The organism is Caulobacter vibrioides OR37 (assembly GCF_000372645.1).
Classification (GTDB): domain Bacteria; phylum Pseudomonadota; class Alphaproteobacteria; order Caulobacterales; family Caulobacteraceae; genus Caulobacter; species Caulobacter vibrioides_E.
The window spans coordinates 120,449-144,535 of the sequence record NZ_APMP01000001.1 but is presented as its reverse complement, the minus strand read 5'-3'; the positions used below and the strand labels follow the sequence as shown (position 1 = coordinate 144,535).

Genomic DNA, 24,087 nt, shown 5'->3' with positions numbered 1-24,087 from the left:
GTCGCTTAGCCCTTCATCATGCTGGCGTCGTCAACCGCGATGTCGCCGCGGTTGCGGAAGAAGGTGACGAGGATGGCCAGACCCACGGCCGCTTCGGCGGCGGCCACGGTCAGCACGAACATGGCGAAGATCTGCCCCGCCACGTCGTGCAGGAAGGCCGAGAACGCCACGAGATTGATGTTCACCGCCAAGAGGATCAACTCGACCGACATCAGGATGACGATGATGTTCTTGCGGTTCACGAAGATGCCGAAGACGCCGATCGTGAACAGGATCGCGGCGACGACGAGATAGTGCGGCAGGCCGATCATTCGGAGATCCCCTCACCCGGCTTGATCTGAACCAGCTCCATGCCGGTCTTGGGCGTGCGGGCCACCTGCTTGCCGATGTCCTGGCGCTTGACGCCCGGCTTGTGGCGCAGGGTCAGGACGATGGCGCCGATCATGGCCACCAGCAGCACCAGGCCCGCGAGTTGGAAGAAGAAGACATAGTCGGTGTAGAGCACGCGGCCGATCACCTCGGTGTTCGGAACGCCGCCCGGCGACGCGTTCGGCAGGGCCTGCTTGGCGGCCGCGCCGTTGCTGGACACGGCGGCGACGACCGCGATCATCTCTCCGACCAACACCAGACCCACGAGGCCACCGATCGGCAGGTTATTGACGAAGCCCTGACGCAGCGCCGCAAAGTCGATGTCCAGCATCATCACGACGAACAGGAACAGCACCGCGACCGCGCCCACATAGACGACGATTAGCAGCATCGCCAGGAACTCCGCGCCCAGCAGGACGAAGAGGCCGGCGGCCGAGAAGAAGGCGGTGATCAGGAAGAGCACCGAGTGCACCGGGTTCTTGGCCGACACGACGAGCAAGCCCGACGCGAGGGTCACGAAAGCCAGTAGATAAAATGCGATCGCCTGCACGGGCATTGGCCCAGGGCTCCCCTGAAATCTTACGTCCAATGACGTCGACGCCTCGCGGCGCGACGCCTCCTAGGAATCGCGCCCCCTCTTAGCGGTAGGGCGCGTCCAACTCCAGATTCTTCGCGATCAGGCGTTCCCAGCGGTCGCCGTTATCGAGAAGCCGTTCCTTGTCGTAGTACAGTTCCTCGCGCGTCTCGGTCGCGAACTCGGTGTTCGGCCCCTCGACGATGGCGTCCACCGGGCAGGCCTCCTGGCACAGGCCGCAGTAGATGCACTTGACCATGTCGATGTCGTAGCGGGTCGTCCGGCGGCTGCCGTCCTCGCGCGGTTCGGCCTCGATCGTGATGGCCTGGGCGGGGCAGATGGCCTCGCACAGCTTGCAGGCGATGCAGCGTTCCTCGCCCGACGGATAGCGACGCAGGGCGTGCTCGCCCCGGAAGCGCGGCGACTGCGGGTTGCGCTCGTTCGGATAGATCACGGTCTTCTTCGGCGCGACCATGTGCTTCATGGCCAGACCGAACGCGCCGGCGAAGTCGAGCAGGGCCGCGCCCTTGACCGCTTGAGTGATGCGCTGGAACACCAGAGCTCTCCTAAACCTGTACCTCGACGAAGGGCCGTCGTGGCCCCTCCCCGCTTCGATGGGCCAAGGCCCCTTATCTCGTCCCGCGCGGGATCACGCAGGTGTAGTTCGCGAGCTGAGCGGGGTCGCCCCCGTCCTGCTTGAACCGGATCGTCCCGCCCTCGGCCTTGCACTTGTCGCCGGCGCGCCGGAGATCGTCGTAGCTGACGATCCCCTCGCCCAGCGAATAGGACCGATCCGGAGCCGAGACGGCCTGGCAGGCCGAAAGGGCGAGGCCGGAAAGGCCCAGCGCGATGACCGCCAGGCGCCGCATCAGGCCCCCGGACCGAACACGCGCCACGCGGCGACCGCGGCGACCAGCACGAGCGAAGTCGGCAGGAACACCTTCCATCCCAGGCGCATCAGTTGGTCGTAGCGGTAGCGAGGCACGATGGCCTTGGCCATGGCGAACATGAAGAACCAGAAGACGATCTTGGCGTAGAACACCAAGGCCAGCAGGAAATTGACCAGGAACGGCGGCCAGTGCGCCGTGAAGCCAATCGGGAAGCCCGGATTCCAGCCGCCGAAGAACAGAACGCTGATCATGGCGCACATCAGGACGATGTTCGAATATTCGGCGACCATGAACAGCAGATACGGGGTCGAGCTGTACTCGACCTGATAGCCGGCCACGAGTTCGGATTCGGCTTCTGGCAAGTCGAACGGCGGGCGGTTCGTCTCGGCAAGGCCCGAGATGTAGAACATGCCCATCGCGATGACCATCACCGGCAGCAGGACGATGTTCTTCAGGCCGGCGCCGCCAAACACGTTCCAGTTCCAGAACCAGCCGGTCTGCTTCTCGACGATGGTCGACAGGTTCATCGAACCGGCCAGCAGGATCACCGTGATGATGATCAGGCCGATCGAGACCTCGTAGGACACCATCTGCGCGGCCGAACGCAGGGCGCCCAGGAACGGATACTTCGAGTTCGAAGCCCAGCCGCCCATGATGATGCCGTAGACGCCCAGCGAGCTCATGGCCAGAAGGTAGAGTATGCCGACATTGAGGTTGGAGACCACCCAGCCCGGCGCGAACGGCACCACGGCCCAGCCGACGAAGCCGAGGATCAGGCTGATCAGCGGCGCCAGGATGAAGATCACCTTGTCGGCACCGGCCGGGATGACGATCTCCTTCAAGACGAACTTGAAGAAGTCGGCGAAGGACTGCAGCAGGCCAAACGGACCCACCACGTTGGGGCCCTTGCGCATCTGGACGCCGGCCCAGATCTTGCGGTCGGCCAGCAGCAGGAAGGCCAGGCTCAGGAGAACCCAGATCACGACCAGCAGGATGCCGCCGGTCGTCAGGCCAAACCAGAGAAGCGGATTGGTCGAGTCCACGATTTACTCCGCGGCGATCTTGGCGGCGCCGGAAGCCACGGCCGCGCATTCGGCCATGGTCACGCTGGCGCGCGCGATGGGGTTGGTCAGGTGGAAGGCCTTGATCGGGCTTTCGAACGGCGCGTCCGAAACCTCGCCGTCGGCGCCCAGCGCGCCCACGTCGAACGACGTGGCCACCGAGCCCGGCGCATAGTCGATCTGGCCGAAGGTCGGGTGATCGGCGAACAGCTTGGCGCGCAGCTGGTCCAGGCTGTCATACGGCAGCTTGTGGCCCAGCACTTCGGAAAGCGCGCGAAGGATCGACCAGTCTTCCTTAGCCTCGCCCTTCGGGAACACCGCGCGGCGGCCCATCTGGACCCGGCCCTCAAGGTTTACATAGAGGCCGTTCTTCTCGGTATAGGCCGCGCCCGGCAGGATCACGTCGGCCTTGTGCGCGCCGTTGTCGCCGTGCGTGCCGAGATAGATCTTGAAGGCGTCCGAGGCGGCCGTCTCGCACTCGTCGGCGCCCAGCAGGAAGAGGACGTCGACAGCGCCCGGCTTCAGCATGTCGCGGGCGGCGAGGCCGCCGTCGGCCGGGACGAAGCCCATGTCGAGGCCGGCCACCCGAGCGGCTGCGGTGTGCAGCACGTTCCAGCCGTTCCAGCCGTCACGCACGACCTTCATGGTCTTGGCGAGACCGGCGGCGGCCTTGAGGATCGCCGCGCCATCGCCGCGGGCCAGCGCGCCCTGCCCGATGATGATCGCGGGACGCTCGGCGGCCTTCAGGGCCGCGACGAAGTCGTTCTTGCTCTTGGCCAGGCCCGACAGGGTCTTGGCACCGGCGCCAAGATAATCATAGCCGAAGGTCAGGTCGGCCTGCTCGCCGATGACGCCGAAGCGGGTCTTGCCGGCGATCCACTGCTTGCGGAAGCGCGCGTTCAGAACCGGCGCCTCGATACGCGGATTGGCGCCGACGAACAGAACGACGTCGGCGTTCTCGATGCCGGCGATCGTCGAGTTGAACAGCCAGCTTTCGCGCGGGCCGGCGCCCAGCGCCGCGCCGTCCTGGCGGCTGTCCAGGTTCTTGACGCCCAGGGCGGTGAAGAGATCCTTGGTCGCCTTGAGGCTCTCGGCGTCCTGCAGGTCGCCGGCGATGACGCCGATACGCTCGGGAGCGGTCGTCTTCAGCTTGGCGGCCACGGCCGCGAAGGCTTCCGACCAGGTCGCGGGACGCAGCTTGCCGTCCACGCGGACATAGGGACGGTCCAGGCGCTGACGGCCCAGGCCGTCGACGGCGTAGCGCGTCTTGTCCGAGATCCACTCTTCGTTGACGTCGTCGTTCGTGCGCGGCAGCACGCGCAGGACGGCCGCGCCGCGGGCGTCGACGCGGATCGACGAGCCCAGGGCGTCCATCACGTCGATGCTCTCGGTCTTCTTCAGCTCCCACGGACGGGCTTCGAAGGCGTAGGGCTTGCTCGTCAGGGCGCCGACCGGGCACAGGTCGATGACGTTGGCGCTGAGCTCGGAGGTGACCGCCGCGCCCAGATAAGTCGTGATTTCAACGTCTTCGCCGCGCGAGATCAGGCCGATTTCCGGCGAGCCGGCGACCTCGGTGATGAAGCGGACGCAGCGCGTGCACTGGATGCAGCGCGTCATCACGGTCTTGATCAGCGGGCCCATGGCCTTTTCTTCGACCGCGCGCTTGTTTTCTTCGTAGCGGCTGTCGTCGCGGCCATAGCCCATGGCCTGGTCCTGCAGGTCGCACTCGCCGCCCTGGTCGCAGATCGGGCAATCCAGCGGGTGGTTGATGAGCAGGAACTCCATCACCCCTTCGCGAGCCTTCTTGACCATCGGAGTCTTGGTGAAGATTTCCTGGCCCTCGGCGGCCGGCAGAGCGCACGAGGCCTGGGGCTTCGGCGGGCCGGGCTTCACCTCGACCAGACACATCCGGCAGTTGCCGGCGATGCTGAGGCGCTCGTGGTAGCAGAAGCGCGGGATCTCTTCGCCGGCCAGTTCCGCGACCTGCAGAACCGTCATGCCGGGTTCGAACTCGACTTCGACGCCGTTGACCTTGGCGATTGCCATTCTTGTTACTCCGCCGCGATCAGCTTGGCGCCCTGCACGTGCAGGCGACCGCTACGATAGGAAGCGATCCGCTCCTCCACCTCGTGGCGGAAGTGACGGAACAAGCCCTGGATCGGCCAGGCGGCCGCGTCGCCCAGGGCGCAGATGGTGTGACCCTCGACCTGGGTCGTGACGTCCAGCAGGGTGTCGATCTCTTTCGGATCGGCCTCGCCGGTCGCCATGCGCTCCATGACGCGCCACATCCAGCCCGTGCCTTCGCGGCACGGCGTGCACTGACCGCAGCTCTCGTGCTTGTAGAAGTACGACAGGCGGGCGATGGCGCGGACGAGGTCGGTCGACTTGTCCATGACGATGACCGCCGCGGTGCCGAGGCCCGAGCGCAGGTTTCGCAGGGCGTCGAAGTCCATCGGCAGGTCTTCGCACTGCTCGGCCGGGATCATCGGCACGGACGAACCGCCCGGGATGACGGCCTTCAGGTTGCCCCAGCCGCCCCGGATGCCGCCGCAGTGATCCTCGATCAGCTGGCGGAACGGAATGCTCATCGCCTCTTCGACGTTGCAGGGCAGGTTCACGTGGCCCGAAACGCAGAAGAGCTTGGTGCCGGCGTTGTTCGGGCGACCAAAGCCCGCGAACCAAGCCGCGCCGCGACGCAGGATCGTCCCCGCGACGGCGATGCTCTCGACGTTGTTGACCGTGGTCGGCATGCCGTAGAGGCCCGCGCCGGCCGGGAACGGCGGCTTCAGACGCGGCTGGCCCTTCTTGCCTTCCAGGCTTTCCAGCAGAGCCGTCTCTTCGCCGCAGATATAGGCGCCGGCGCCGTGGTGGACGTAGAGGTCGAAGTCCCAGCCGTGGACGTTGTCCTTGCCGATCAGCTTGGCCTCATAGGCCTGCTTGATCGCGGCTTCCAGGATCTCGCGTTCGTAGACGTACTCGCCACGAATATAGATGTAGCAGGCGTGGGCCAGCATGGCGCGCGAGGCGATCAGGCAGCCCTCGATCAGGAGGTGCGGATCATGCCGCATGATCTCCCGGTCCTTGCAGGTGCCCGGCTCGGACTCATCGGCGTTGACGACCAGGTAGTGAGGACGACCTTCCTTCACTTCCTTGGGCATGAACGACCACTTCAGCCCGGTCGAGAAACCGGCGCCGCCCCGGCCGCGCAGGCCGGAGTTCTTCATGTTGTCGATGATCCAGTCGCGCCCAGCGTCCAGGATGTCCTTGGTGCCATTCCAGCAGCCGCGCTTCTTCGCGCCCTCGAGGCCCCAATCCTGGAGACCGTAGAGGTTCGTGAAGATGCGGTCCTTGTCTTCGAGGATACCGACCATGACTCAGCTTTGCGGATCGAATGGATGGGCGCGCACATAACCCGCCCGACGAATGATGACATAGGCGAAAAGCAACCAGCCCGCGCCAATCGTGACGAGACCGGCGACAACCGCCCAGAACGGCGCCCCTTCGACCGTCCGCCCCCAGATCAGGAGCAGCGCGCCGAGGAGGCAGGCCACGAAGCCCAAGCCGCGTTCACGACGGCCCAGGCCACGGATGGTGTCGGCATAGGCCGCGCGGCGGGCGATGAGGAGGCTGTCGTCGGTCATGACGTCGCGCCCTCGCGCTTGGTCGCGCGCATCCAGCCCAGGATGAACCAGATGTGAGAGCCCAAGCCGGCCACGATGGCGCCCAGGAAGACCAGCCGCAGCCAGTCGATCCGCAGCGACACCGCGCCATAGATCGCGACGCCGGCCAGCACGAAGCACACCGCGTTGATGGCGAGCATCACGGTGAGGCGCTTCTTCTGGATGTTGGCGTCGGCGGTCATGTTAGGCGGTCGGCTCCGGCTTGGCCTTTGTCGCCTTAGGCTTTTCCGGAAGGTTCGGGATCTTGATCTTCTTGGCGGCCGAGCCGTCGTACAGCTTCGGATCCGTCAGGGTCTGGATCTTGCCCTTCGGCTCCGAGGCGCCCCGGCCGTCATAGCTGCCCGGCTTCGGCGCCTTGCCGGCCGCGAAGTCGTCTAGGATCTGGGCCAGGCTCTCCGGCGTCAGGTCCTCGTAGTAATAGTCGTTGATCGCGGCCATCGGCGCGTTGCAGCAGGCGCCGAGGCACTCGACCTCTTCCCAGCTGAACTTGCCATCGGCCGAGACGTGGTTGGCGGCGCCGATCTTGTCCTTCAGAACCTTCTTCAGGTCCTCGGCCCCGCGCAGTTGGCAGGGCGTGGTGCCGCACAGCTGCACGAAGGCGACCTTGCCGACCGGCTGCAGCTGGAACATCACGTAGAAGGTGGCCACTTCCAGCACGCGGATGACCGGCATCTCGAGCTGCTTGGCGATCTCCTGGATCGCCGGCTCGGACACCCAGCCCTCCTGCTTCTGGGCCAGCCACAGCATCGGGATCACCGCCGACTGCTTGCGGGCGGCGGGGTACTTGGCTTTCCACCAGTCGGCCTTAGCCTGGCTTTCCTTCGAGAAGGCGAAGCTGGCGGGCTGTTCTTTAGCGAGACGTCTCACACTCATTTGGGGGCGCTCATCGGGCGAAATCAACGCGAGCGATCTTGTCGCCCTTGAAGGTGTAGATGGCGGCGACCTCGAAGACGGGATCGCCATTGCCGCGGTCGACGCGCTCGTGATCGATCACGTTCGAGCCGACCACGATGCGGTTCAGCAGTTCGGCCTTGTTGCCGGGAAAATCGGCGAAGACCTTTTCGTACCAGGCGCGATAGGCGTCGATCCCGGTGCGCGCGACCTCGCCGTTCAGGCCGCCCACGACGACGTCGTCGGCGAAATGGGCGCAATGAGCGTCCAAATCCTGGGCGTTATAGGCGTCCAGCTGGGCCTGGGCCACTTTCTCAAGGGCGATGGCTTCCAGGCTCACCGGTCGATCTCCCCGAACACGATGTCCAGCGAGCCAAGGATGGCCGAGACGTCGGCGAGCTGGTGGCCGCGGTTCATCCAGTCCATCGCCGCCAGGTGCGGGAAGCCCGGCGCGCGGATCTTGCAGCGGTACGGCTTGTTGCCGCCGTCGCTGACCACGAACACGCCGAACTCGCCCTTAGGGGCCTCCACGCAGGCATAGACCTCGCCTTCCGGCGTCTTGAAGCCTTCGGTGTAGAGCTTGAAGTGGTGAATCAGCGCTTCCATCGAGCGCTTCATCTCGGCGCGGCGCGGCGGCGAGACCTTGTTGTCTTCCGACAGGACCGGACCGTGCGTCTTGCGCAGCATGTCGCAGGCCTGGCGGATGATCTTGGTCGATTCGCGCATCTCCTGCATCCGGCAGAGATAGCGGTCGTAGCAGTCGCCGTTCTTGCCGAGCGGAATGTCGAACTCGAAGTCGTTGTAGTTCTCGTAGGGTTGGCTGCGGCGCAGGTCCCAGGCGATGCCCGAGCCGCGCACCATCACGCCCGAGAAGCCCCACAGGATCGCCTCGTCCTTGCTGACGACGCCGATGTCGACGTTGCGCTGCTTGAAGATGCGATTGTCGGTGATCAGGCCTTCGATGTCGTCGCAGATCTTGGGGAAAGCCTTGGCCCAGGCGTCGATATCCTCGACCAGCTCCGGCGGCAAGTCCTGGTGGACGCCGCCCGGACGGAAGTAGTTGGAGTGCAGGCGAGCGCCGCAGGCGCGCTCGTAGAACACCATCAGCTTCTCGCGCTCCTCGAAGCCCCACAGCGGCGGGGTCAGGGCGCCGACGTCCATGGCCTGGGTCGTCACGTTGAGCAGGTGGTTCAGGATCCGGCCGATTTCCGAGTACAGGACGCGAATGATCTGGCCCCGGATCGGGACCTCGACACCCAGCAGCTTCTCGATGGCCAGGCAGAAGGCGTGCTCCTGGTTCATCGGCGCCACATAGTCGAGGCGGTCGAAGTACGGCACGTTCTGCAAATAGGTGCGCGTTTCCATCAGCTTTTCGGTGCCGCGGTGCAGCAGGCCGATGTGCGGATCGACACGTTCGACGATTTCGCCATCCAGCTCCAGCACCAGGCGCAACACGCCGTGCGCGGCCGGGTGCTGCGGGCCGAAGTTGATGTTGAACTTACGGACAGGCGTCTCCGGAACGGCCGGGACCGTCGCCTCGTCTCGGAAGTAGTCTGTCGCCGCGGCGGGCGAGTTCGTGCCGGTCATGGCTACGGACCTTCGTTACACTGTTCCATGCCAGGCCGGCCATCGGCCGATCCCGACAAGTGATCTGGAGCCAGCGCCTTCGCGCCGGCCCCGGCCCTACGCGTCTCCCGCTCGCTTCTCGGCTTTCTCGTCGCCAGGAAGCGCGTACTTCGCGCCTTCCCAGGGAGACAGGAAGTCGAACGCACGGAACTCCGTGATCTTCACGGGTTCGTAGACGACACGCTTAAGCTCGTCGTCGTAGCGCACTTCCACATAGCCCGTCATCGGGAAGTCTTTCCGAAGCGGATGGCCGTGGAAGCCGTAATCGGTCAGGATCCGGCGCAGGTCCGGATGGCCTTCGAAGAAGATGCCGAACATGTCGAATGCCTCGCGCTCGAACCAGTCGGCGACCGGGAAGACCGACGTCACGGTGGGAACGGCCGTATCCTCGTCGGTCTGCACCTTCAGGCGGATGCGATGGTTCTTCACCAGCGACAGCAGGTGATAGACCACATCAAAACGACGCTCGCGCTGCGGATAGTCCACGCCGGTCAGGTCGACCAACTGGTGGAAGCGGCAATCGGCGTGGTCGCGCAGGAATTCAAGCGCCTGGACCACGCGGTTCGCCGGACCCAGCACCGTCAGCTCGCCGAACGCCACATGATAAGCGGTGATCGCGCCGGCGCTGTTGGCGACGATGGTCTGGCCCAGCGCTTCCAGCGGCGAGATCGCCGTTTCGGTCGGAACCACGTCGGTCATCGCTCGATCGTCCCCGTGCGGCGGATCTTCTTCTGTAGCTGCAGCACGCCGTAGACCAGCGCCTCGGCCGTGGGGGGGCAGCCCGGGACATAGATGTCCACCGGAACCACGCGGTCGCAGCCGCGCACGACGCTGTAGCTGTAATAGTAGTAGCCGCCGCCGTTGGCGCAGCTGCCCATCGAGATGACGTAACGGGGCTCCGGCATCTGGTCGTAGACCTTGCGCAGGGCCGGAGCCATCTTGTTGGTCAGAGTGCCGGCGACGATCATCACGTCGGACTGGCGCGGGCTGGCGCGCGGGGCGAAGCCGTAGCGCTCCAGGTCATAACGCGGCATCGAAGCCTGCATCATCTCCACGGCGCAGCACGCCAGGCCAAACGTCATCCACATCAGCGAGCCCGTGCGAGCCCAGGTGATCAGGTCGTCGGCGGCGGCGGTGATGAAGCCCTTGTCGGCCAGCTGCTGCGAGACGCCGTCAAAGAACGGATCGTGCAGCTTGGGGTCATAGCCCTCGACCGTCGAACGGCCGCCCGACAGCGCCGGAACGCCAGATCCCGTTGGGGCCGCGTTGGCGGGAACGATCACTCCCATTCGAGGGCGCCCTTCTTCCATTCGTAGATAAAGCCGACGGTCAGGACGCCGAGGAACGTCATCATCGACCAGAAGGCGAACTGGGCCACGTCATGCGGCAGCTTCAACAGCGTGACCGCCCAGGGGAACAGGAACGCCACTTCGAGGTCGAAGATAATGAACAGGATCGACACCAGATAGAACCGGACGTCGAACTTCATGCGCGCGTCGTCGAAGGCGTTGAAGCCGCATTCGTATGCGGACAGCTTTTCCGGGTCCGGCGCCTTCGGCGCGAGCACGGCCGCGGCCAGAAGGAAGACAATCCCGATAGCCGCCGCGATCCCGAGGAAGATCACGATCGGCAGGTACTGGAGGAGGAAGGCGGTCATGACAGCCCTTGGCTTGAATCGAGCGGTTTGTAGCCCACTGTCGCCAGCGCTTCAAACACCCGAGACACATTGAGAAACGATCGCAACTAGACAATCTTGAGCTAACGCTGGTCTGTCGCGCGCAACCGGCGCGGCCTTGGCCCACAAGGACCTTTCACCTCGCCTCGCGCGCGTCGATCGCGAGCGAAACCCTTTGTCCCCAGCTCCGTTTCGCGGCTTCGACGATATGGCCGTTGACACGAGTCTTCGCCCGACATATCAGACGCCCCTCGCCGATCGGCGGGTCGCGCTTTCGCCTCGGCGAAGGCTTATGCGGATGTAGCTCAGTTGGTTAGAGCGCCGGCCTGTCACGCCGGAGGTCGCGGGTTCGAGCCCCGTCATTCGCGCCACTCTCTCGAGAGTGGTCAGCTTCCCTCCCCTCGGTCTACGGACGACCGTCGCGCTCCAAGCGCACGACGCGGATGTAGCTCAGTTGGTTAGAGCGCCGGCCTGTCACGCCGGAGGTCGCGGGTTCGAGCCCCGTCATTCGCGCCACCGTCCGGTGGCTTCCCCTTCGAAATCGGAAACGACGACCTCATCGGGCTTGAGTTGCCGCGACCGCGCGCCATCTAGCCTTCATGAGCAGCACCGCGTATCCGCCGTTTTCCGTCCTGGACCTCGCGCCCGTTCCGCAGGGCGTGACCGTCGGCCAGGCGCTTCACAATAGTCTCGATCTCGCGCGACACGCCGAATCCTTGGGCTTTCATCGTTACTGGCTGGCCGAGCATCACAATATGCCGGGCATCGCCAGCGCCGCGACCGCCGTGGTCATTGGCCACGTGGCCGGCGGTACGAAAACGATTCGAGTCGGCTCCGGCGGCGTCATGCTGCCCAACCACGCGCCGCTGATGGTGGCCGAACAGTTCGGCACCCTGAACGCGCTCTATCCAGGCCGGATCGATCTGGGTCTGGGCCGCGCGCCCGGTACGGACCAGGCCACGATGCGGGCGTTGCGCCGCTACGCCGGCGCCGTTGATTCGTTCGCCCAGGACGTCGTCGAGCTGCAGCATTGGTTCAAGCCGGCCAATCCGGACCAGAGCGTCCGCGCCGTGCCAGGCGAAGGCCAGGATGTGCCGATCTGGATGCTCGGCTCCTCGACCTGGGGCGCGCAATTGGCGGCGGCCCTTGGCCTGCCCTACGCCTTCGCCGCCCACTTCGCGCCCGATTCGCTGTTGGACGCCCTCCTCCTCTATCGCCGGCATTTCAAGCCGTCGGAGACCCTGGACAAGCCGCATGTCATGGTTTGCGTCGGCGTGTGCGCGGCGGATACCGACGCGGAGGCCGCGCGTCTGGCGACCTCGACTCAGCAGCAGTTCCTGGCCCTGCGTCGGGGGCGCCCCGGCCTTCTGCCGCCGCCTGTCGACGATATCCGCGAGCACGCTTCTCCCGCGGAGTTGGCGGGGCTGGACCACACCTTCCAGTATTCGGCGATCGGCTCTCCCGAGACGGTGCGCCGCAAGATCGAGCGGGTGCTGGAACTGACGGGCGCGGACGAGCTGATGGCGGCCTCGCAAATCCACGACCACGACGCCCGGAAGCACAGCTACGAGATCCTGGCCAGCCTCAGGGCTTAATGATCGCGAACCTGGGCGCCAGACCCAAAGCTACGCCGCCCCGTCAACTCGCCATAGATGCCGCAGAGCTGGCGAAAGACCGCGTCCCAGCCGTGCCGCTCGACGGCGCGGCGACGAGCGGCCGCGCGGACGGCGGCCAGATCGCGGGCGAACAGGGCCTCGATAGCTTCGGCGAACGGCGCGGGCTCCGATCGTGTCGCCAGTTGGCCGACCTGGTCGTCGACCGATTCGGCCACGCCGCCGGCGGCGACGCCCACCACGGGCAGGCCGCAAGCCATGGCCTCCAGTACGATCAGCCCGAAAGGCTCGTTGTCGTTGGCGTGCACGAAGGCGTCGCAGCTGGCCAGAATCCCCGCCAATTCGGCCGGATCACGGACATAGTCCATGCAGATCGCCCGATCGCTCACCGGCGCTCCGCCGCCCGCGCCGACGAGCAGAAGCTTATAGGGCGCGCCCAGGCGCTCGACCGCGCCGACCAGCACCTCCAGCCGCTTTTCCCGCGCCGGGCGGCCCGCGAACACCAGCAGGCGCTCGTCCGGCGCCACGCCCAGGCGGCGGCGTAGCCGCGCACGGTCCACGCGGGCCGGATGGAAGATCTCGGTGTCGACGCCCAGCGGCAGGCCGATGGCGTCGTGCACGCCAGCCTCGACCAGGCGGCCAGCGATGAACCAACTGGGCGCGACGGCGCGATCGAACTGACGGTAGATGGCGGCCCAACGCTTCTGCACCGGCTTTTCAACCCATTCGCCGATATGCAGAGCGGCCAGCGCCCCCAGATCGGTGTGGCAAAAGCCCACCACCGGAACGCCTAGAGCGTCGCCGGCGCGCAGCGCCGCCAGGCCCGGAGTATAGGGATCGCCAGCCTCGATAATGTCGGGCCGCTGGCGGATCAGGCGCTCCATCCAGGCCTGCTTGACCACGGGCCAACGATATCCGGCGCCGAACGGCAGGGGCGCGGCGTAGATCGAGACCCTGCCTTGCCCGTCATGGGAATCGCGCGCGCCGGGGACGACCAGCGTGTGGCGAACATCGGGACGGTTGGCGGCGAGCCACGCGCGCTTGGAGGACAGATAGCGTCGGACCCCGCCGCTGCGCGGGGCGTAGAGCATCGTGGTGTCGACGAGACGGACCGGGCCTTCAGTCGGCGGATAGTCGGAGATGGGGAGAACGCGCGGGCCGAGCGGCCGGTCCGATATCGTGTCCGTCACGCCGATTCCTCATCGTTACCGAAGCCCCCCAATACGGCCTCCGAACGATAAAGCTTTTGCGACAACCACGGTTCCTGGCCGCTTCCGACGATTTCCGCGCCCAGTCTCGCCGGCTCGCAAGGCGCGCTTTCGCGGCTTGCAAGGCTCGCCATCTGGCAACGCGGCCGTGAAGAGTGGTGGGCAGTGAGGGGATCGAACCCCCGACCCTCTCGGTGTAAACGAGACGCTCTACCGCTGAGCTAACTGCCCCTTCGCGTCGGCGCTTCTAGAGTATTTTCCGATAGGTGTGAAACGGTTATCGGGCCGAAAATCGGAAGGGATATCGCCGCGGAGGCCCATCCGCGAAACGGGAAAACGAAAAAGCGGAGCGGCCCGGCCGGGCGCCCCGCCTCTCCCTACGCGGAAGAAAGAGGTCAGTCGTTCAGCGAGGCCTTCAGCCCCTCGCCCACCTGGAAGCGCGCCGTCTTCGACGCGGGACGATTGACGGTTTCGCCGGTGCGGGGATTGCGCGCGGTGCCGGCGGCCCGGGTCACGGCCTTGAAGGCGCCGAAGCCGACCAGGCGAACATCCTTGCCCGACTTGAGGGAGTCGGTGACGGCGTCGATGAAGGCTTCCAGAGCGTCCTTGGCCTGGTTCTTGTTGATGCCCGCCTTCTCGGCGATGGCCGTGACGAGCTCGGCTTTTGTGGTCATGTTTTTCTCCCAGCCTGGGCGGCGACGCGTTTTCCCTTACGGCGCTTCGTCCAGAGCCAGGATTATGGCGGGCGAAAACGCCCCGTCAAACGACAGCGGCGCGGGAATCCCCCGCGCCGCTTAAGTTATCAACGATAAGTTGCTTTTAGTGGGTCAGCACGGCGTCGCTGTCGCCGTCGTCCTTCTTCTGACCGGCGGCGATCGGCTCGTCGGCTTCGCTCCACTCGACGGGCGTCAGCGGACCCGTGAGCCCGTGCTTGAGCACCTCGTCCATGGTCGAGACCGGGATGATCTCCAGGCCGTCCTTGACGCTGGCGGGCACGTCGACCAGGTCCTTTTCGTTCTCCTGCGGGATCAGGACCGTCTTCACGCCCGAGCGCAGGGCCGCGAGCAGCTTTTCCTTCAGACCGCCGATCGCGGTGACCCGGCCGCGCAGCGTGATCTCGCCGGTCATCGCGATGTCCTTGCGGATCGGAACGCCCGTCAGCACCGAGACGATAGCCAGGCCCATGGCCGCGCCGGCGGACGGACCGTCCTTCGGCGTGGCGCCGTCGGGCACGTGGATGTGGACGTCGGTCTTCTCGAACACCGGCGGCTTGATCCCGAACTGCAGGGCCCGCGAGCGGACATAGCTGTTGGCCGCGGCGATCGACTCCTTCATCACGTCCTTGAGGTTGCCGGTGATCTGCATCCGACCCTTGCCCGGCATCTTCACGGCTTCGATGGTCAGGATATCGCCGCCGAACTCCGTCCAGGCCAGACCGGTGACGATGCCGACCTGATCGACCTCGTCGGTCTCGCCGTAGCGGTACTTCTTGACGCCCGCGTACTTGGCCAAGCGCTCGTCGTCGATCGTGATCGAGGCGACCTTTTCACGGGCCAGATCCCGAACCGTCTTGCGCGCCAGGGCGCCCAGTTCCCGCTCCAGCGACCGCACGCCGGCTTCCCGGGTGTAGTAGCGGATCAGGTCGCGGATCGCCTTGTCCGGGACGATGAACTCGGCCGGCTTCAGCCCATGATCCTTGGCCAGCTTGGGCAGGATGTGGCGCTTGGCGATCTCCAGCTTCTCATCCTCGGTGTAGCCGGGGATGCGAATGATCTCCATGCGGTCCAGCAGCGGCTGGGGCATGTTCAGGCTGTTGGCCGTCGTGACGAACATCACCTGCGACAGGTCGTAGTCGACCTCCAGATAGTGGTCGCCGAAGGTAGAGTTCTGGGCCGGGTCCAGCACCTCCAAAAGAGCCGAGGCCGGATCGCCGCGATAGTCGCTGCCCATCTTGTCGATCTCGTCCAGCAGCACGAAGGCGTTGGTGGTCTTGGCCTTCTTCATCGACTGGATGACCTTGCCGGGCATCGAGCCGATATAGGTGCGGCGGTGACCGCGGATCTCGGCCTCGTCGCGCACGCCGCCGAGGCTCATGCGCACGAACTCGCGGCCGGTCGCCTTGGCGATCGACTTGCCCAGCGAGGTCTTGCCGACGCCGGGAGGGCCGACCAGGCACAGGATCGGCCCCTTCAGCGAATTGGTGCGCGCCTGAACGGCCAAGTACTCGAGGATCCGCTCCTTGACCTTCTCCAGGCCATAGTGGTCGGCGTCGAGGATGCCTTCGCTCTCGACAAGGTCGATCTTCTTGGTCTTGGCCTTGCCCCACGGGATCGACAGCAGCCAGTCCAGATAGTTCCGGACCACGGTGCTCTCGGCCGACATCGGGCTCATGTTGCGCAGCTTCTTCAGTTCGCCCTCGGCCTTGGCGCGGGCTTCCTTGGAAAGCTTGGTCTTCTTGATGCGCTTTTCGAGGTCGATCAGCTCGTCGCGCGAGTCGTCGGGGTCACCCAACTCGCGCTGGATCGCCTTCATCTGTTCGTTCAGATAGTACTCGCGCTGGGTCTTCTCCATCTGGCGCTTGACGCGCGAGCGGATCTTCTTCTCGACCTGCAGCACCGAGATCTCGCCTTCCATGAGGGCGAAAACCTTCTCGAGGCGCTTCACGACGTCGAAGATTTCCAGCAGGTGCTGCTTGTCGCCGATCTTGACCGAGAGGTGCGCGGCGATGCTGTCGGCCAGCTTGCCCGGCTCGGCGATCTGCGGGATCGAGGCCAGGGCCTCCGGCGGCACCTTCTTGTTCAGTTTGACGTAGTTCTCGAATTGCTCGACGACGGCGCGCGACAAGGCCTCGGCCTCGGGGCCCGCGCCCTCGTCCTCGCTGACCTCGCCGATCTGGGCCTCGTAGAAGGACTCCTGATCCGTGAACTTGACGACCGCGGCGCGGCCCTTGCCCTCGACCAGCACCTTCACGGTGCCGTCAGGGAGCTTCAGCAGTTGCAGGACGGTGGCCAGGACGCCGACGTCGAAGATGTCGCCCGGCGCCGGATCATCGTCGGCCGAGTTCTTTTGCGTCACCAGCAGGATCTGCTTGTCTCCGCGCATCACCTCTTCGAGCGCGCGCACGGACTTATCGCGGCCCACGAAAAGCGGCACCACCATGTGGGGGAAAACAACGATGTCCCGCAGCGGCAGGACGGGAAGGGTACGAAGTTCGGACATGTTCTCAATACTCCCGGCCTAGGCCCAAAAGAGGCGCCTGGCCATGCGGGCCGCCGTAACACCAGACGATGCGCCTGAGTCGAACGGCCCGTCCGCCCGGGACTGGGCGGAATGTCGTTATTTATGTGGACGTTTTACAACAGGGTTCAAGCGGGCTCGCCCATCAGCGGCGACAAGTCGCGCGGGAGCGGCAAAGCTAGCGGACTGTTGCCCCCTTCCCGCTCTTCGACGGGAAGTTTCTCCAAAAGTCCGCCCATTGAGGGATTTGCCTCGCCAAAGCTCCGCGTGGCGCCCAGAGCGCACCCGCCGTGAAACTTCTCGGCCAGGCCCCGCCCCGCACGAAAAAGGCGCGTCCCCGAAACGAGGACGCGCCCTGAACGCTTCAGACGAGACCGGTCGTTAGGCCGAAGCCGCCCCACCCTTCTTCTCGGCATAGATCAGCAGCGGCTGGGCCCGGCCTTCGACGACCTCGGCATTGACCACCACTTCCTCGACACCCTCGTAGTTGGGCAGCTCGAACATGGTCTCCAGCAGGATGCCTTCCATGATCGAACGAAGGCCGCGCGCGCCGGTCTTGCGGGCGATGGCCTTCTTGGCGACCTGATGCAGGGCGTCGTCGGTGAAGGTCAGCCCGATGTTCTCCATCTCGAACAGGCGCTGGTACTGCTTGACGAAGGCGTTCTTCGGCTCGGTCAGGATCTTGACCAGGGCGGCCTCGTCGAGGTCCTCCAGGGTCGCGACCACCGGCAGACGGCCGATGAATTCCGGGATCAGGCCGAAGCGCTGCAGGTCGTCGGGCTCGACGTTCCGCAGGATCTCGCCCGTGCGGCGCTCTTCCGGATCGGTGACCTTGGCGCCGAAGCCGATCGACTTGGCCGCGCCGCGCGCCGAGATGATCTTCTCGAGCCCGGCGAAGGCGCCGCCGCAGATGAACAGGATGTTCGTCGTGTCGACCTGCAGGAATTCCTGCTGCGGATGCTTGCGCCCGCCTTGCGGCGGCACGGAGGCGACGGTGCCTTCCATGATCTTCAGCAGGGCTTGCTGCACGCCTTCGCCCGACACGTCGCGGGTGATCGACGGGTTGTCGGACTTGCGGCTGATCTTGTCGATTTCGTCGATATAGACGATGCCGCGCTGGGCGCGTTCGACATTGTAGTCGGCGGCTTGCAGCAGCTTCAGCACGATGTTCTCGACGTCCTCGCCGACGTAACCGGCCTCGGTCAGCGTCGTGGCGTCGGCCATCGTGAACGGGACGTCGATGATTCGAGCCAGGGTCTGGGCCAGAAGCGTCTTACCCGTACCGGTCGGACCGACCAGCAGGATGTTCGACTTGGCCAGTTCGACGTCGTTGTTCTTCGACGCGTGGTTGAGGCGCTTGTAGTGATTGTGGACCGCCACCGCGAGAACCTTCTTCGCGTGGCCTTGCCCGATCACGTAGTCGTCCAGGACCTCGCAGATCTCGCGCGGCGTCGGCACGCCGTCCTTGGACTTTACGAAGGCGATCTTGTGCTCTTCGCGGATGATATCCATGCACAGTTCGACGCATTCATCACAAATGAACACCGTCGGCCCGGCGATGAGCTTGCGCACCTCGTGCTGGCTCTTTCCACAGAAAGAACAATACAGAGTGCTCTTGGTGTCGCCGCTCGCGGCTTTCGTCATGATCGCTTCTCACACTATGGCGACTTACGGCTTAACGCCGCGACGCCCCTCCGAGCGCATACGCCGCCACCGAAGCAAGCAGAATATACGCCGGGAGTTGTCTAATCCTTGACAATCCCCGATCCGGGCTCGGTTCACAAGCCTTGCCGGCGCCTTTCCCGCCTCAAACGCTCGAACACGCCGGATCGTGTCATGACCTCGTCATCTAAATTGGGCGATTGGCGCGCCGGCGCAAGCGTCGTGCGTCTTGGCTCTTACGGCCACCCCCGCGAGGCCGTATTAGCAATTGGGGAATCGTGTGGAACGGAGCGCGTGAAGCGCCCGCATGGAAGGTCGATGGCTAAGCGTTCGTGGATGGCCAAGGGGCTCAGCGCCTCGCGTCCGATGACCGGCGACATGGATGACGAGCCGGCGCTGGTGGCCTTCGACTTCGACGGCACCCTGACCGTCAAGGACAGCTTCAACGCTTTCTTGAAGTGGCGCGCCGGGCCGCGTCGCTGGGCGCGCGGAATTGTTCGCCTCGCGCCCTCGCTGATCGCCTACCTGTTCGATCGCAATCGCGCGAAACTCAAGGCCGCCGCGGTGCGCGAGTTCCTGAAGGGCGCGACGGTCTCGGAGATCGAAAACGACGCCCGCGCCTTCGCGCAAGCCCACGCCCAATCCCTGCTTCGCCCCGACGCGGTCGCTGTCTGGCGGTCCTGGCGCGCCAAGGGGGCCAAGCTCGTGATCGTGACCGCTTCGCCCGAAATGACCGTCGCGCCGTTCGCGCGGGGCCTCGGCGCCGACCTGCTGATTGGCACCCGCCTGATGTGCTCCGAGGACGGCCGCGTGCTGGGCGGTCTCGACGGGAACAATTGTCGCGCCAAGGAGAAGGTGACGCGCCTGCGCGAGATCTTCGGCCCCGATGTCCATCTGACGGCCGCCTATGGCGACACCTCGGGCGATACCGAAATGCTGGCGATCGCCGACGAGAAGGGCTTCCGCGTCTTCCGAGGAAGACCCGCCACCTGAGCGGATTTGTCGCGGGCCTTCAGGCAAGAAAAACGCCGCCGATCGAAAGACTGGCGGCGTTCTTGTTTAGCGACGGCTTAAAGCCCTACTCGGCGCCAGCCTCGGCGGCTTCGCGGGTGTCATAGACGTGGTCGACCAGGCCCCAGGCCTTGGCTTCGTCGGCGCTCATGAAGTGGTCGCGGTCCAGCGTGCGTTCGACCTCTTCATAGGTGCGGCCGCAGTGCTTCACGTAGATTTCGTTCAGGCGACGCTTGGTCTTGATGATGTCCTCGGCGTGGCGTTCGATGTCCGAGGCTTGGCCGCGGAAGCCGCCCGACGGCTGGTGCACCATGATGCGGGCGTTCGGCAACGAGATACGCTGGCCAGCGGCGCCGGCGGCGAGCAACAGGCTGCCCATCGAGGCGGCCATGCCCATGCACACGGTCGAGACCGGGCTCTTGATATATTGCATGGTGTCGTAGATCGCGAGGCCCGACGTCACCACGCCACCCGGCGAGTTGATGTACATGGCGATCTCCTTCTTGGGGTTCTCCGACTCCAGGAAGAGAAGCTGGGCGCAAATAATGCTGGCCATGGTGTCTTCGACGGGGCCCGTTACGAAGATGATCCGCTCCTTCAGCAGGCGCGAGAAGATATCAAACGAGCGCTCGCCGCGGCTGGTCTGTTCGATGACCACGGGAACCAGGTTCATCGCCGTCGTAACCGGATCGTACATGATGGGCATCACCCTTTTTGTGTGTCTTGGCCACGCGAAAACGAATCAGCCCGCGCGCCGCCGTCGCCCACGCATATCGCGTGGCCCTTAACAGGTTGCAAGGAGCCGCCCGGTTTGCGCGCGCACGAAAAAGGCGCGGTTCTCGCGAACCGCGCCTCGTTTCCGTCCGTCTCGGCTGGCCTTAGCCGCCGTAGCCTTCCGGCAGGTCGTCTTCTTCCAGGAGTTCGTCCTTGGAGACCTCCTTGTCCTCGATCTTGGCCTTGCCGAAGATCAGGTCGACGACCTTGTCTTCATAGATCGGGGCGCGGAGCGCCGCCTGCAGGTCGGCGCGCTGGCGGTACATGTCGAAGACTTGCTGAGCCTGGGCGCCGTATTGGCGAGCTTCGCGCATGATCGCGTCGGTCAGTTCCTGGTCGGTGACGACGACGTCGTTCTTGCGGCCGATCTCGGCGAGAACCAGACCCAGGCGCACGCGGCGCTCGGCGATCTTGCGATACTCGGCCTTCAGTTGGTCTTCCGACTTCTCGGCGTCTTCCGGCGGCAGACCGCCACGCGCCTTGTCGGACTCGACCTGTTGCCAGATGCCGGCGAACTCGGCCTCGACCATGCGCGGCGGCAGCGGGAAGTCGTGCTTGCTGTCCAGGACGTCCAGCAGGGCGCGCTTCAGCTTGAAGCGCGAGCTGTTCTCATAGCGGCCCGACAGGTTCGAGCGCAGCAGGTCGGTCAGGGCGGCCAGGTCCGACAGACCCAGGCGCTTGGCCAGTTCGTCGTCGGCCTTGCCGTCGACCGGCGCGCGGACTTCGTGGACCTTGGTGGCGAACTCGGCGTCCTTGCCGGCCAGTTCGGCGGCTTGATAGTTCTCCGGGAACTTCACCTTCACGACGACGTCGTCGCCCGGCTTCGCGCCGACCAGTTGGTCCTCGAAGCCCGGGATGAACTGACCCGAGCCCAGCACCAGTTCAGCGCCCTCGGCCTTGCCGCCGGCGAACTCAACACCGTCGATCGTACCGACGAAATCGATCAGCAGTTGGTCGCCGTCCTTGGCCTTCAGGCTCTTGCCCGTGCGCGGCTCGTAGGTGCGAGCCTGCTTGGCCAGTTCGTCCAGAGCTTCTTGCACTTCGTCGTCGCCGACCTTGTAGACCGGCTTGACCAGTTCGATCGACGCGGGGTCGATCGGTTCGAATTCCGGCATGACCTCGACGGCCAGCTCGAACGCCAGGTCCTCGCCGCCGGCGATGACCTTGTCCATGTCCGACGACGGGTTCAGCTCGGGCTGGCCCGCCGGACGCAGCTTGTTGTCCTCGAGGACCTTCTGGGTGGTCTCGTTCAGCGCCTGCTCGACGACTTCGCCCATCAGGGCCTTGCCGTACAGACGGCGGACGTGGGCCGTCGGCACCTTGCCGGGACGGAAGCCCTTGACGTTCATCTGCGGCGCGACTTCGGCGATCCGCGCATCAAGACGCGTGGCCAGTTCACTCGCGGGCACCGTGACGCCAAAAACGCGGCTGAGGCCTTCGCCCGACTTTTCAACGATCTGCATCGACATTCTTATTTCTCGGGTCCGGGTCGCCGCGCGCCCGAGCACCGCCCTTGGGGTCCAAAAGATCGACGCCGCCCGCGAGGACCGGGGCGGCGAAAGAGCGCCCTTATGTCACGACGTGCGCGAGCATCCAAGAGCGGCGGCGATAAAACTCGCGCCCGCCCGGCGTGTCCCAAACGAGTCAGGACACGGATGAGCCAGCAGAGGTTCAAATTTCCATGGATAATCCTCTTCCTCCGCGCTAGATCGACTTCCGCGCGGTTATGGCGGAATTGGTAGACGCAGCGGTTTTAGGTACCGCCGGGAGACCGTGGGGGTTCGAGTCCCTCTAGCCGCACCATCTTTCAATCCCTGCCGAATCCGGAATCGGCGGCGCTCACTCGCCGACCGACAGCTTCATGCGCCAGTCGCGGGCCATGACCATGAAGGTCAGCGACGTCGACCAGCCGATCAGGATCAGGCCCACCAGCGGCTCGACGCTGGCCAGCAGTCGCAGGCCGCCGATCGGATAGAGGTCGCCGACGCTTTGCGTCGTATAGGTCTCCAGCGCGAAGGAGTAGTATTGGAAGGCGTCGCGCGGAGCCCGGCCGACGAACCGTCCGAACTTCAGAACGTCAGCGCCCAGCCAGAAGCCGACCCCGAACAGCCCAGCCTCCACGGCGTGCGCCGCCAGCACGCCGAAGATCACAGCCAGCACCGTCAGCCGCGAGGCGTTGGGGCGATCGACCACCGCGACCGAGATGCCCCGCAGGGCCTCATAGTGAATCAGGACCGCCAGGCAGCTGACCAGCAGCGCCAGCAGTAGTCCTTCCGTCACCATCATCGCCTACCTCCGGGCGGACCAATCAGCGGACCCTTGCGGGGCGAACACGGCCGAAGCGAGACATCCACGCGGCGCTTCAACGACACGCGAAAAGCTCGGCCAGAACGGCGGGCGCCAAGCCTGGCAGATCCTCTGCGATCAGGCCGGGACCATGACGGGCGCCGCATTCGGCATGGATCCAGGCGCCGGCGCAGGCCGCCTCGAAGCTTTCCATGCCCTGAGCGATCAGGCCGCCGATGAAACCGGCCAGCACATCGCCCGAACCGGCGGTGGCCAGCCAGGGCGCCCCATTCAGCGACACGGCCGCGCGTCCGTCCGGCGCGGCGACCACAGTGTCCGGTCCCTTTAGCAGCACGACGGCTCCGGCGCGGCCGGCGGCTTGGCGCGCGGCGGCGATGCGTTCGGGCGACTGGTCCAGCAGGCCCGGAAAGATCCGCTCGAACTCGCCCGGATGCGGGGTCAGAACGTCGTCGCGGTCGAGGCAGGCGAACAGGGCTTCGGGATCTTGGCGGAAACTGGTCAGGGCGTCTGCGTCCACCACCAGGGCCGCGCCGGTGCGCGCCAGGGCCTGCAGATTGCGAGCGGTCGCCTCCCCTACCCCGGCCGCGGGTCCGATCACGACGGCGTCGGCCCGCTCGGCGGCGGCGGCCAGGTCGGCGTCCGTCTCGAATGGCGACAGCATCACCGCTTCCAGATGGGCCGCGTTAACGGCCAAGGCGTTGGGCGGCGACAAGACCGTCACGGCCCCCGCCCCTATCCGCAATCCGCCCCGCGCCGCCAGCCGCGCCGCGCCGGTGCTCCAGGCCTCGCCGCTGACGACCTTCAGCCGGCCCCGCGTGTGTTTGTGCGCATCCATCGCCGGCCACGGAAAGCGCTGGGCCCATAGACTGGGGTCGTTCTCGAACAGATCCGGATGCTCGGCGGGCCAGAGACCAATGTCGGCCACGACGATCTCGCCGCAAGCCTCGCGGCCCTGGGCCAGCACATGCGCCCGCTTGCGACGATGGAAGGTCACGGTCAGATCGGCGCGGAACGCGACGTCTCCCAACGGCCGACCGGTGTCGCCCTGTATTCCCGAGGGCGTGTCGACCGCCACGATGGCGAGCGGCTGGGACTGACAGAACCGCGCCAGCTTGGCGATCTCGCCTTCCAGCGGCCGCGACAGGCCGGCGCCAAACAGCGCGTCTATATAAAGTGTCCCTGGCGACGGCGCGTCGGACAGAGGTCGCACCTCGCCCTTCCAGCGGGAAGCGGCCCAGCGGGCGGCGTCGGTGGCGGGCGGATAGGCAGCCTCCACCGCCACCTGCCAGCCCCGCCGACGCAGGTGCCGGGCGGCGACATAGCCGTCCCCGCCATTGTCGCCAGGTCCGCACCAGATCACCACCGGCCGATGGGCGTAGCGCGCGCGCACGGCCCGCGCCACCGCCTCCCCGGCTCGCTCCATCAGCACCGGCGTGGGCGCGCCCCGCTCCACCGCGGCGCGATCGGCGGCGGCCATTTCGGCGACGGAGAGGATCTCTCGCGGCACGA

The 24,087-nt window shown here is 65.7% G+C and carries 25 protein-coding genes and 4 tRNA genes; 5 read left to right on the top strand and 24 right to left on the bottom strand.

What is annotated here, in order from left to right; genetic code table 11:
• Positions 1-5: 5 nt before the first annotated feature.
• From nuoK to OR37_RS00630, 15 genes are all read right to left on the bottom strand, one after another.
• Positions 6-311: an NADH-quinone oxidoreductase subunit NuoK gene (gene nuoK, locus OR37_RS00700; RefSeq protein ID WP_004615180.1), complete on the bottom strand. Its 306-nt coding sequence runs from the start codon at positions 309-311 to the stop codon at positions 6-8.
• A complete protein-coding gene (locus OR37_RS00695; RefSeq protein ID WP_004615179.1) occupies positions 308-925 on the bottom strand; it encodes an NADH-quinone oxidoreductase subunit J in 618 nt (205 codons plus the stop codon). Before OR37_RS00695 ends, nuoK begins: the two co-directional genes overlap by 4 nt.
• Positions 926-1,007: 82 nt before the next feature.
• On the bottom strand, positions 1,008-1,499 hold the full coding sequence (gene nuoI, locus OR37_RS00690; RefSeq protein ID WP_004615178.1) for an NADH-quinone oxidoreductase subunit NuoI: 492 nt from the start codon (positions 1,497-1,499) through the stop codon (positions 1,008-1,010).
• A 73-nt stretch (positions 1,500-1,572) separates the two neighbouring features.
• The gene (locus tag OR37_RS00685) at positions 1,573-1,812 is read right to left on the bottom strand and encodes a hypothetical protein (RefSeq protein WP_004615177.1); all 240 of its coding nucleotides are present in this window, start codon (positions 1,810-1,812) and stop codon (positions 1,573-1,575) included.
• Complete coding sequence (gene nuoH, locus OR37_RS00680) at positions 1,812-2,879, bottom strand: NADH-quinone oxidoreductase subunit NuoH (protein ID WP_081612840.1); 1,068 nt, start codon at positions 2,877-2,879, stop codon at positions 1,812-1,814. Before nuoH ends, OR37_RS00685 begins: the two co-directional genes overlap by 1 nt.
• The gene (gene nuoG, locus OR37_RS00675) at positions 2,880-4,940 is read right to left on the bottom strand and encodes an NADH-quinone oxidoreductase subunit NuoG (RefSeq protein WP_004615175.1); all 2,061 of its coding nucleotides are present in this window, start codon (positions 4,938-4,940) and stop codon (positions 2,880-2,882) included. It abuts the gene before it with no gap.
• A 5-nt stretch (positions 4,941-4,945) separates the two neighbouring features.
• The gene (gene nuoF, locus OR37_RS00670; protein WP_004615174.1) at positions 4,946-6,265 is read right to left on the bottom strand and encodes an NADH-quinone oxidoreductase subunit NuoF; all 1,320 of its coding nucleotides are present in this window, start codon (positions 6,263-6,265) and stop codon (positions 4,946-4,948) included.
• Positions 6,266-6,268: 3 nt separating this feature from the next.
• Entirely contained in the window at positions 6,269-6,535 is a 267-nt protein-coding gene (locus OR37_RS00665) for a hypothetical protein (protein ID WP_004615173.1), read from the bottom strand.
• Complete coding sequence (locus tag OR37_RS00660) at positions 6,532-6,756, bottom strand: hypothetical protein (protein WP_004615172.1); 225 nt, start codon at positions 6,754-6,756, stop codon at positions 6,532-6,534. The genes OR37_RS00665 and OR37_RS00660 overlap by 4 nt, the downstream gene beginning before the upstream one ends.
• 1 nt (position 6,757) lies before the next feature.
• The gene (gene nuoE, locus OR37_RS00655; RefSeq protein WP_004615171.1) at positions 6,758-7,447 is read right to left on the bottom strand and encodes an NADH-quinone oxidoreductase subunit NuoE; all 690 of its coding nucleotides are present in this window, start codon (positions 7,445-7,447) and stop codon (positions 6,758-6,760) included.
• A 10-nt stretch (positions 7,448-7,457) separates the two neighbouring features.
• Positions 7,458-7,790, bottom strand: a complete 333-nt coding sequence (locus OR37_RS00650) for a nuclear transport factor 2 family protein (protein ID WP_035016828.1) — start codon at positions 7,788-7,790, stop codon at positions 7,458-7,460.
• A gap of 11 nt (positions 7,791-7,801) precedes the next feature.
• On the bottom strand, positions 7,802-9,052 hold the full coding sequence (locus OR37_RS00645) for an NADH-quinone oxidoreductase subunit D (RefSeq protein ID WP_004615168.1): 1,251 nt from the start codon (positions 9,050-9,052) through the stop codon (positions 7,802-7,804).
• A 96-nt stretch (positions 9,053-9,148) separates the two neighbouring features.
• Positions 9,149-9,790: an NADH-quinone oxidoreductase subunit C gene (locus OR37_RS00640; protein WP_004615166.1), complete on the bottom strand. Its 642-nt coding sequence runs from the start codon at positions 9,788-9,790 to the stop codon at positions 9,149-9,151.
• Complete coding sequence (locus OR37_RS00635; protein WP_081612839.1) at positions 9,787-10,401, bottom strand: NuoB/complex I 20 kDa subunit family protein; 615 nt, start codon at positions 10,399-10,401, stop codon at positions 9,787-9,789. The genes OR37_RS00640 and OR37_RS00635 overlap by 4 nt, the downstream gene beginning before the upstream one ends.
• On the bottom strand, positions 10,371-10,748 hold the full coding sequence (locus tag OR37_RS00630) for an NADH-quinone oxidoreductase subunit A (RefSeq protein ID WP_004615164.1): 378 nt from the start codon (positions 10,746-10,748) through the stop codon (positions 10,371-10,373). Before OR37_RS00630 ends, OR37_RS00635 begins: the two co-directional genes overlap by 31 nt.
• A 312-nt stretch (positions 10,749-11,060) precedes the next feature.
• Here OR37_RS00630 and OR37_RS00625 point away from each other — a divergent pair.
• From OR37_RS00625 to OR37_RS00615, 3 genes are all read left to right on the top strand, one after another.
• Positions 11,061-11,137 (top strand) — tRNA-Asp (locus OR37_RS00625).
• A 68-nt stretch (positions 11,138-11,205) separates the two neighbouring features.
• Positions 11,206-11,282 (top strand) — tRNA-Asp (locus tag OR37_RS00620).
• 83 nt (positions 11,283-11,365) lie between these two features.
• Positions 11,366-12,361, top strand: a complete 996-nt coding sequence (locus OR37_RS00615; protein WP_004615163.1) for an LLM class flavin-dependent oxidoreductase — start codon at positions 11,366-11,368, stop codon at positions 12,359-12,361.
• On the opposite strand, the gene OR37_RS00610 is transcribed toward OR37_RS00615, so the two are convergent.
• From OR37_RS00610 to clpX, 5 genes are all read right to left on the bottom strand, one after another.
• Positions 12,358-13,569, bottom strand: a complete 1,212-nt coding sequence (locus OR37_RS00610; RefSeq protein WP_004615162.1) for a glycosyltransferase — start codon at positions 13,567-13,569, stop codon at positions 12,358-12,360. The two genes, OR37_RS00615 and OR37_RS00610, sit on opposite strands and share 4 nt — an antisense overlap.
• Positions 13,570-13,743: 174 nt before the next feature.
• A tRNA-Val gene (locus OR37_RS00605) sits at positions 13,744-13,818 on the bottom strand.
• A 164-nt stretch (positions 13,819-13,982) separates the two neighbouring features.
• The gene (locus tag OR37_RS00600) at positions 13,983-14,261 is read right to left on the bottom strand and encodes an HU family DNA-binding protein (protein WP_004615161.1); all 279 of its coding nucleotides are present in this window, start codon (positions 14,259-14,261) and stop codon (positions 13,983-13,985) included.
• A 145-nt stretch (positions 14,262-14,406) separates the two neighbouring features.
• A complete protein-coding gene (lon, locus tag OR37_RS00595; protein ID WP_004615160.1) occupies positions 14,407-16,806 on the bottom strand; it encodes an endopeptidase La in 2,400 nt (799 codons plus the stop codon).
• A gap of 399 nt (positions 16,807-17,205) precedes the next feature.
• Entirely contained in the window at positions 17,206-18,468 is a 1,263-nt protein-coding gene (gene clpX / locus OR37_RS00590) for an ATP-dependent Clp protease ATP-binding subunit ClpX (protein ID WP_004615159.1), read from the bottom strand.
• A 336-nt stretch (positions 18,469-18,804) separates the two neighbouring features.
• Between clpX and OR37_RS00585 the strand changes: the two genes are divergently transcribed.
• Positions 18,805-19,479, top strand: a complete 675-nt coding sequence (locus OR37_RS00585) for an HAD-IB family hydrolase (RefSeq protein ID WP_004615156.1) — start codon at positions 18,805-18,807, stop codon at positions 19,477-19,479.
• Between the two features lie 85 nt (positions 19,480-19,564).
• On the opposite strand, the gene OR37_RS00580 is transcribed toward OR37_RS00585, so the two are convergent.
• Both OR37_RS00580 and tig read right to left on the bottom strand, forming a co-directional pair.
• Positions 19,565-20,206, bottom strand: coding sequence for an ATP-dependent Clp protease proteolytic subunit (locus OR37_RS00580; RefSeq protein ID WP_165570559.1), 642 nt, complete (start codon positions 20,204-20,206; stop codon positions 19,565-19,567).
• A 169-nt stretch (positions 20,207-20,375) separates the two neighbouring features.
• Positions 20,376-21,734, bottom strand: coding sequence for a trigger factor (gene tig, locus OR37_RS00575; RefSeq protein ID WP_268743936.1), 1,359 nt, complete (start codon positions 21,732-21,734; stop codon positions 20,376-20,378).
• 257 nt (positions 21,735-21,991) lie between these two features.
• Between tig and OR37_RS00570 the strand changes: the two genes are divergently transcribed.
• Positions 21,992-22,074 (top strand) — tRNA-Leu (locus tag OR37_RS00570).
• Positions 22,075-22,110: 36 nt separating this feature from the next.
• On the opposite strand, the gene OR37_RS00565 is transcribed toward OR37_RS00570, so the two are convergent.
• Both OR37_RS00565 and OR37_RS00560 read right to left on the bottom strand, forming a co-directional pair.
• Positions 22,111-22,557: a hypothetical protein gene (locus OR37_RS00565; RefSeq protein WP_004615153.1), complete on the bottom strand. Its 447-nt coding sequence runs from the start codon at positions 22,555-22,557 to the stop codon at positions 22,111-22,113.
• A 76-nt stretch (positions 22,558-22,633) separates the two neighbouring features.
• Complete coding sequence (locus OR37_RS00560; RefSeq protein WP_004615152.1) at positions 22,634-24,085, bottom strand: bifunctional ADP-dependent NAD(P)H-hydrate dehydratase/NAD(P)H-hydrate epimerase; 1,452 nt, start codon at positions 24,083-24,085, stop codon at positions 22,634-22,636.
• Between the last annotated feature and the right edge of the window lie 2 nt (positions 24,086-24,087).

What these genes read in the sequence shown, in the direction of transcription:
- OR37_RS00630 (WP_004615164.1), bottom strand. Translation starts at nt 10,748, where the DNA reads ATGACCGCCTTCCTCCTCCAGTACCTGCCGATCGTGATCTTCCTCGGG.
- OR37_RS00665 (WP_004615173.1), bottom strand. Translation starts at nt 6,535, where the DNA reads ATGACCGACGACAGCCTCCTCATCGCCCGCCGCGCGGCCTATGCCGAC.
- OR37_RS00565 (WP_004615153.1), bottom strand. Translation starts at nt 22,557, where the DNA reads ATGATGGTGACGGAAGGACTACTGCTGGCGCTGCTGGTCAGCTGCCTG.
- nuoF (WP_004615174.1), bottom strand. Translation starts at nt 6,265, where the DNA reads ATGGTCGGTATCCTCGAAGACAAGGACCGCATCTTCACGAACCTCTAC.
- OR37_RS00585 (WP_004615156.1), top strand. Translation starts at nt 18,805, where the DNA reads ATGGCTAAGCGTTCGTGGATGGCCAAGGGGCTCAGCGCCTCGCGTCCG.
- lon (WP_004615160.1), bottom strand. Translation starts at nt 16,806, where the DNA reads ATGTCCGAACTTCGTACCCTTCCCGTCCTGCCGCTGCGGGACATCGTT.
- OR37_RS00635 (WP_081612839.1), bottom strand. Translation starts at nt 10,401, where the DNA reads ATGGAAGAAGGGCGCCCTCGAATGGGAGTGATCGTTCCCGCCAACGCG.
- nuoK (WP_004615180.1), bottom strand. Translation starts at nt 311, where the DNA reads ATGATCGGCCTGCCGCACTATCTCGTCGTCGCCGCGATCCTGTTCACG.
- nuoG (WP_004615175.1), bottom strand. Translation starts at nt 4,940, where the DNA reads ATGGCAATCGCCAAGGTCAACGGCGTCGAAGTCGAGTTCGAACCCGGC.
- clpX (WP_004615159.1), bottom strand. Translation starts at nt 18,468, where the DNA reads ATGACGAAAGCCGCGAGCGGCGACACCAAGAGCACTCTGTATTGTTCT.
- OR37_RS00685 (WP_004615177.1), bottom strand. Translation starts at nt 1,812, where the DNA reads ATGCGGCGCCTGGCGGTCATCGCGCTGGGCCTTTCCGGCCTCGCCCTT.
- OR37_RS00615 (WP_004615163.1), top strand. Translation starts at nt 11,366, where the DNA reads ATGAGCAGCACCGCGTATCCGCCGTTTTCCGTCCTGGACCTCGCGCCC.
- OR37_RS00695 (WP_004615179.1), bottom strand. Translation starts at nt 925, where the DNA reads ATGCCCGTGCAGGCGATCGCATTTTATCTACTGGCTTTCGTGACCCTC.
- OR37_RS00660 (WP_004615172.1), bottom strand. Translation starts at nt 6,756, where the DNA reads ATGACCGCCGACGCCAACATCCAGAAGAAGCGCCTCACCGTGATGCTC.
- OR37_RS00640 (WP_004615166.1), bottom strand. Translation starts at nt 9,790, where the DNA reads ATGACCGACGTGGTTCCGACCGAAACGGCGATCTCGCCGCTGGAAGCG.
- OR37_RS00645 (WP_004615168.1), bottom strand. Translation starts at nt 9,052, where the DNA reads ATGACCGGCACGAACTCGCCCGCCGCGGCGACAGACTACTTCCGAGAC.
- tig (WP_268743936.1), bottom strand. Translation starts at nt 21,734, where the DNA reads ATGCAGATCGTTGAAAAGTCGGGCGAAGGCCTCAGCCGCGTTTTTGGC.
- OR37_RS00600 (WP_004615161.1), bottom strand. Translation starts at nt 14,261, where the DNA reads ATGACCACAAAAGCCGAGCTCGTCACGGCCATCGCCGAGAAGGCGGGC.
- nuoE (WP_004615171.1), bottom strand. Translation starts at nt 7,447, where the DNA reads ATGAGTGTGAGACGTCTCGCTAAAGAACAGCCCGCCAGCTTCGCCTTC.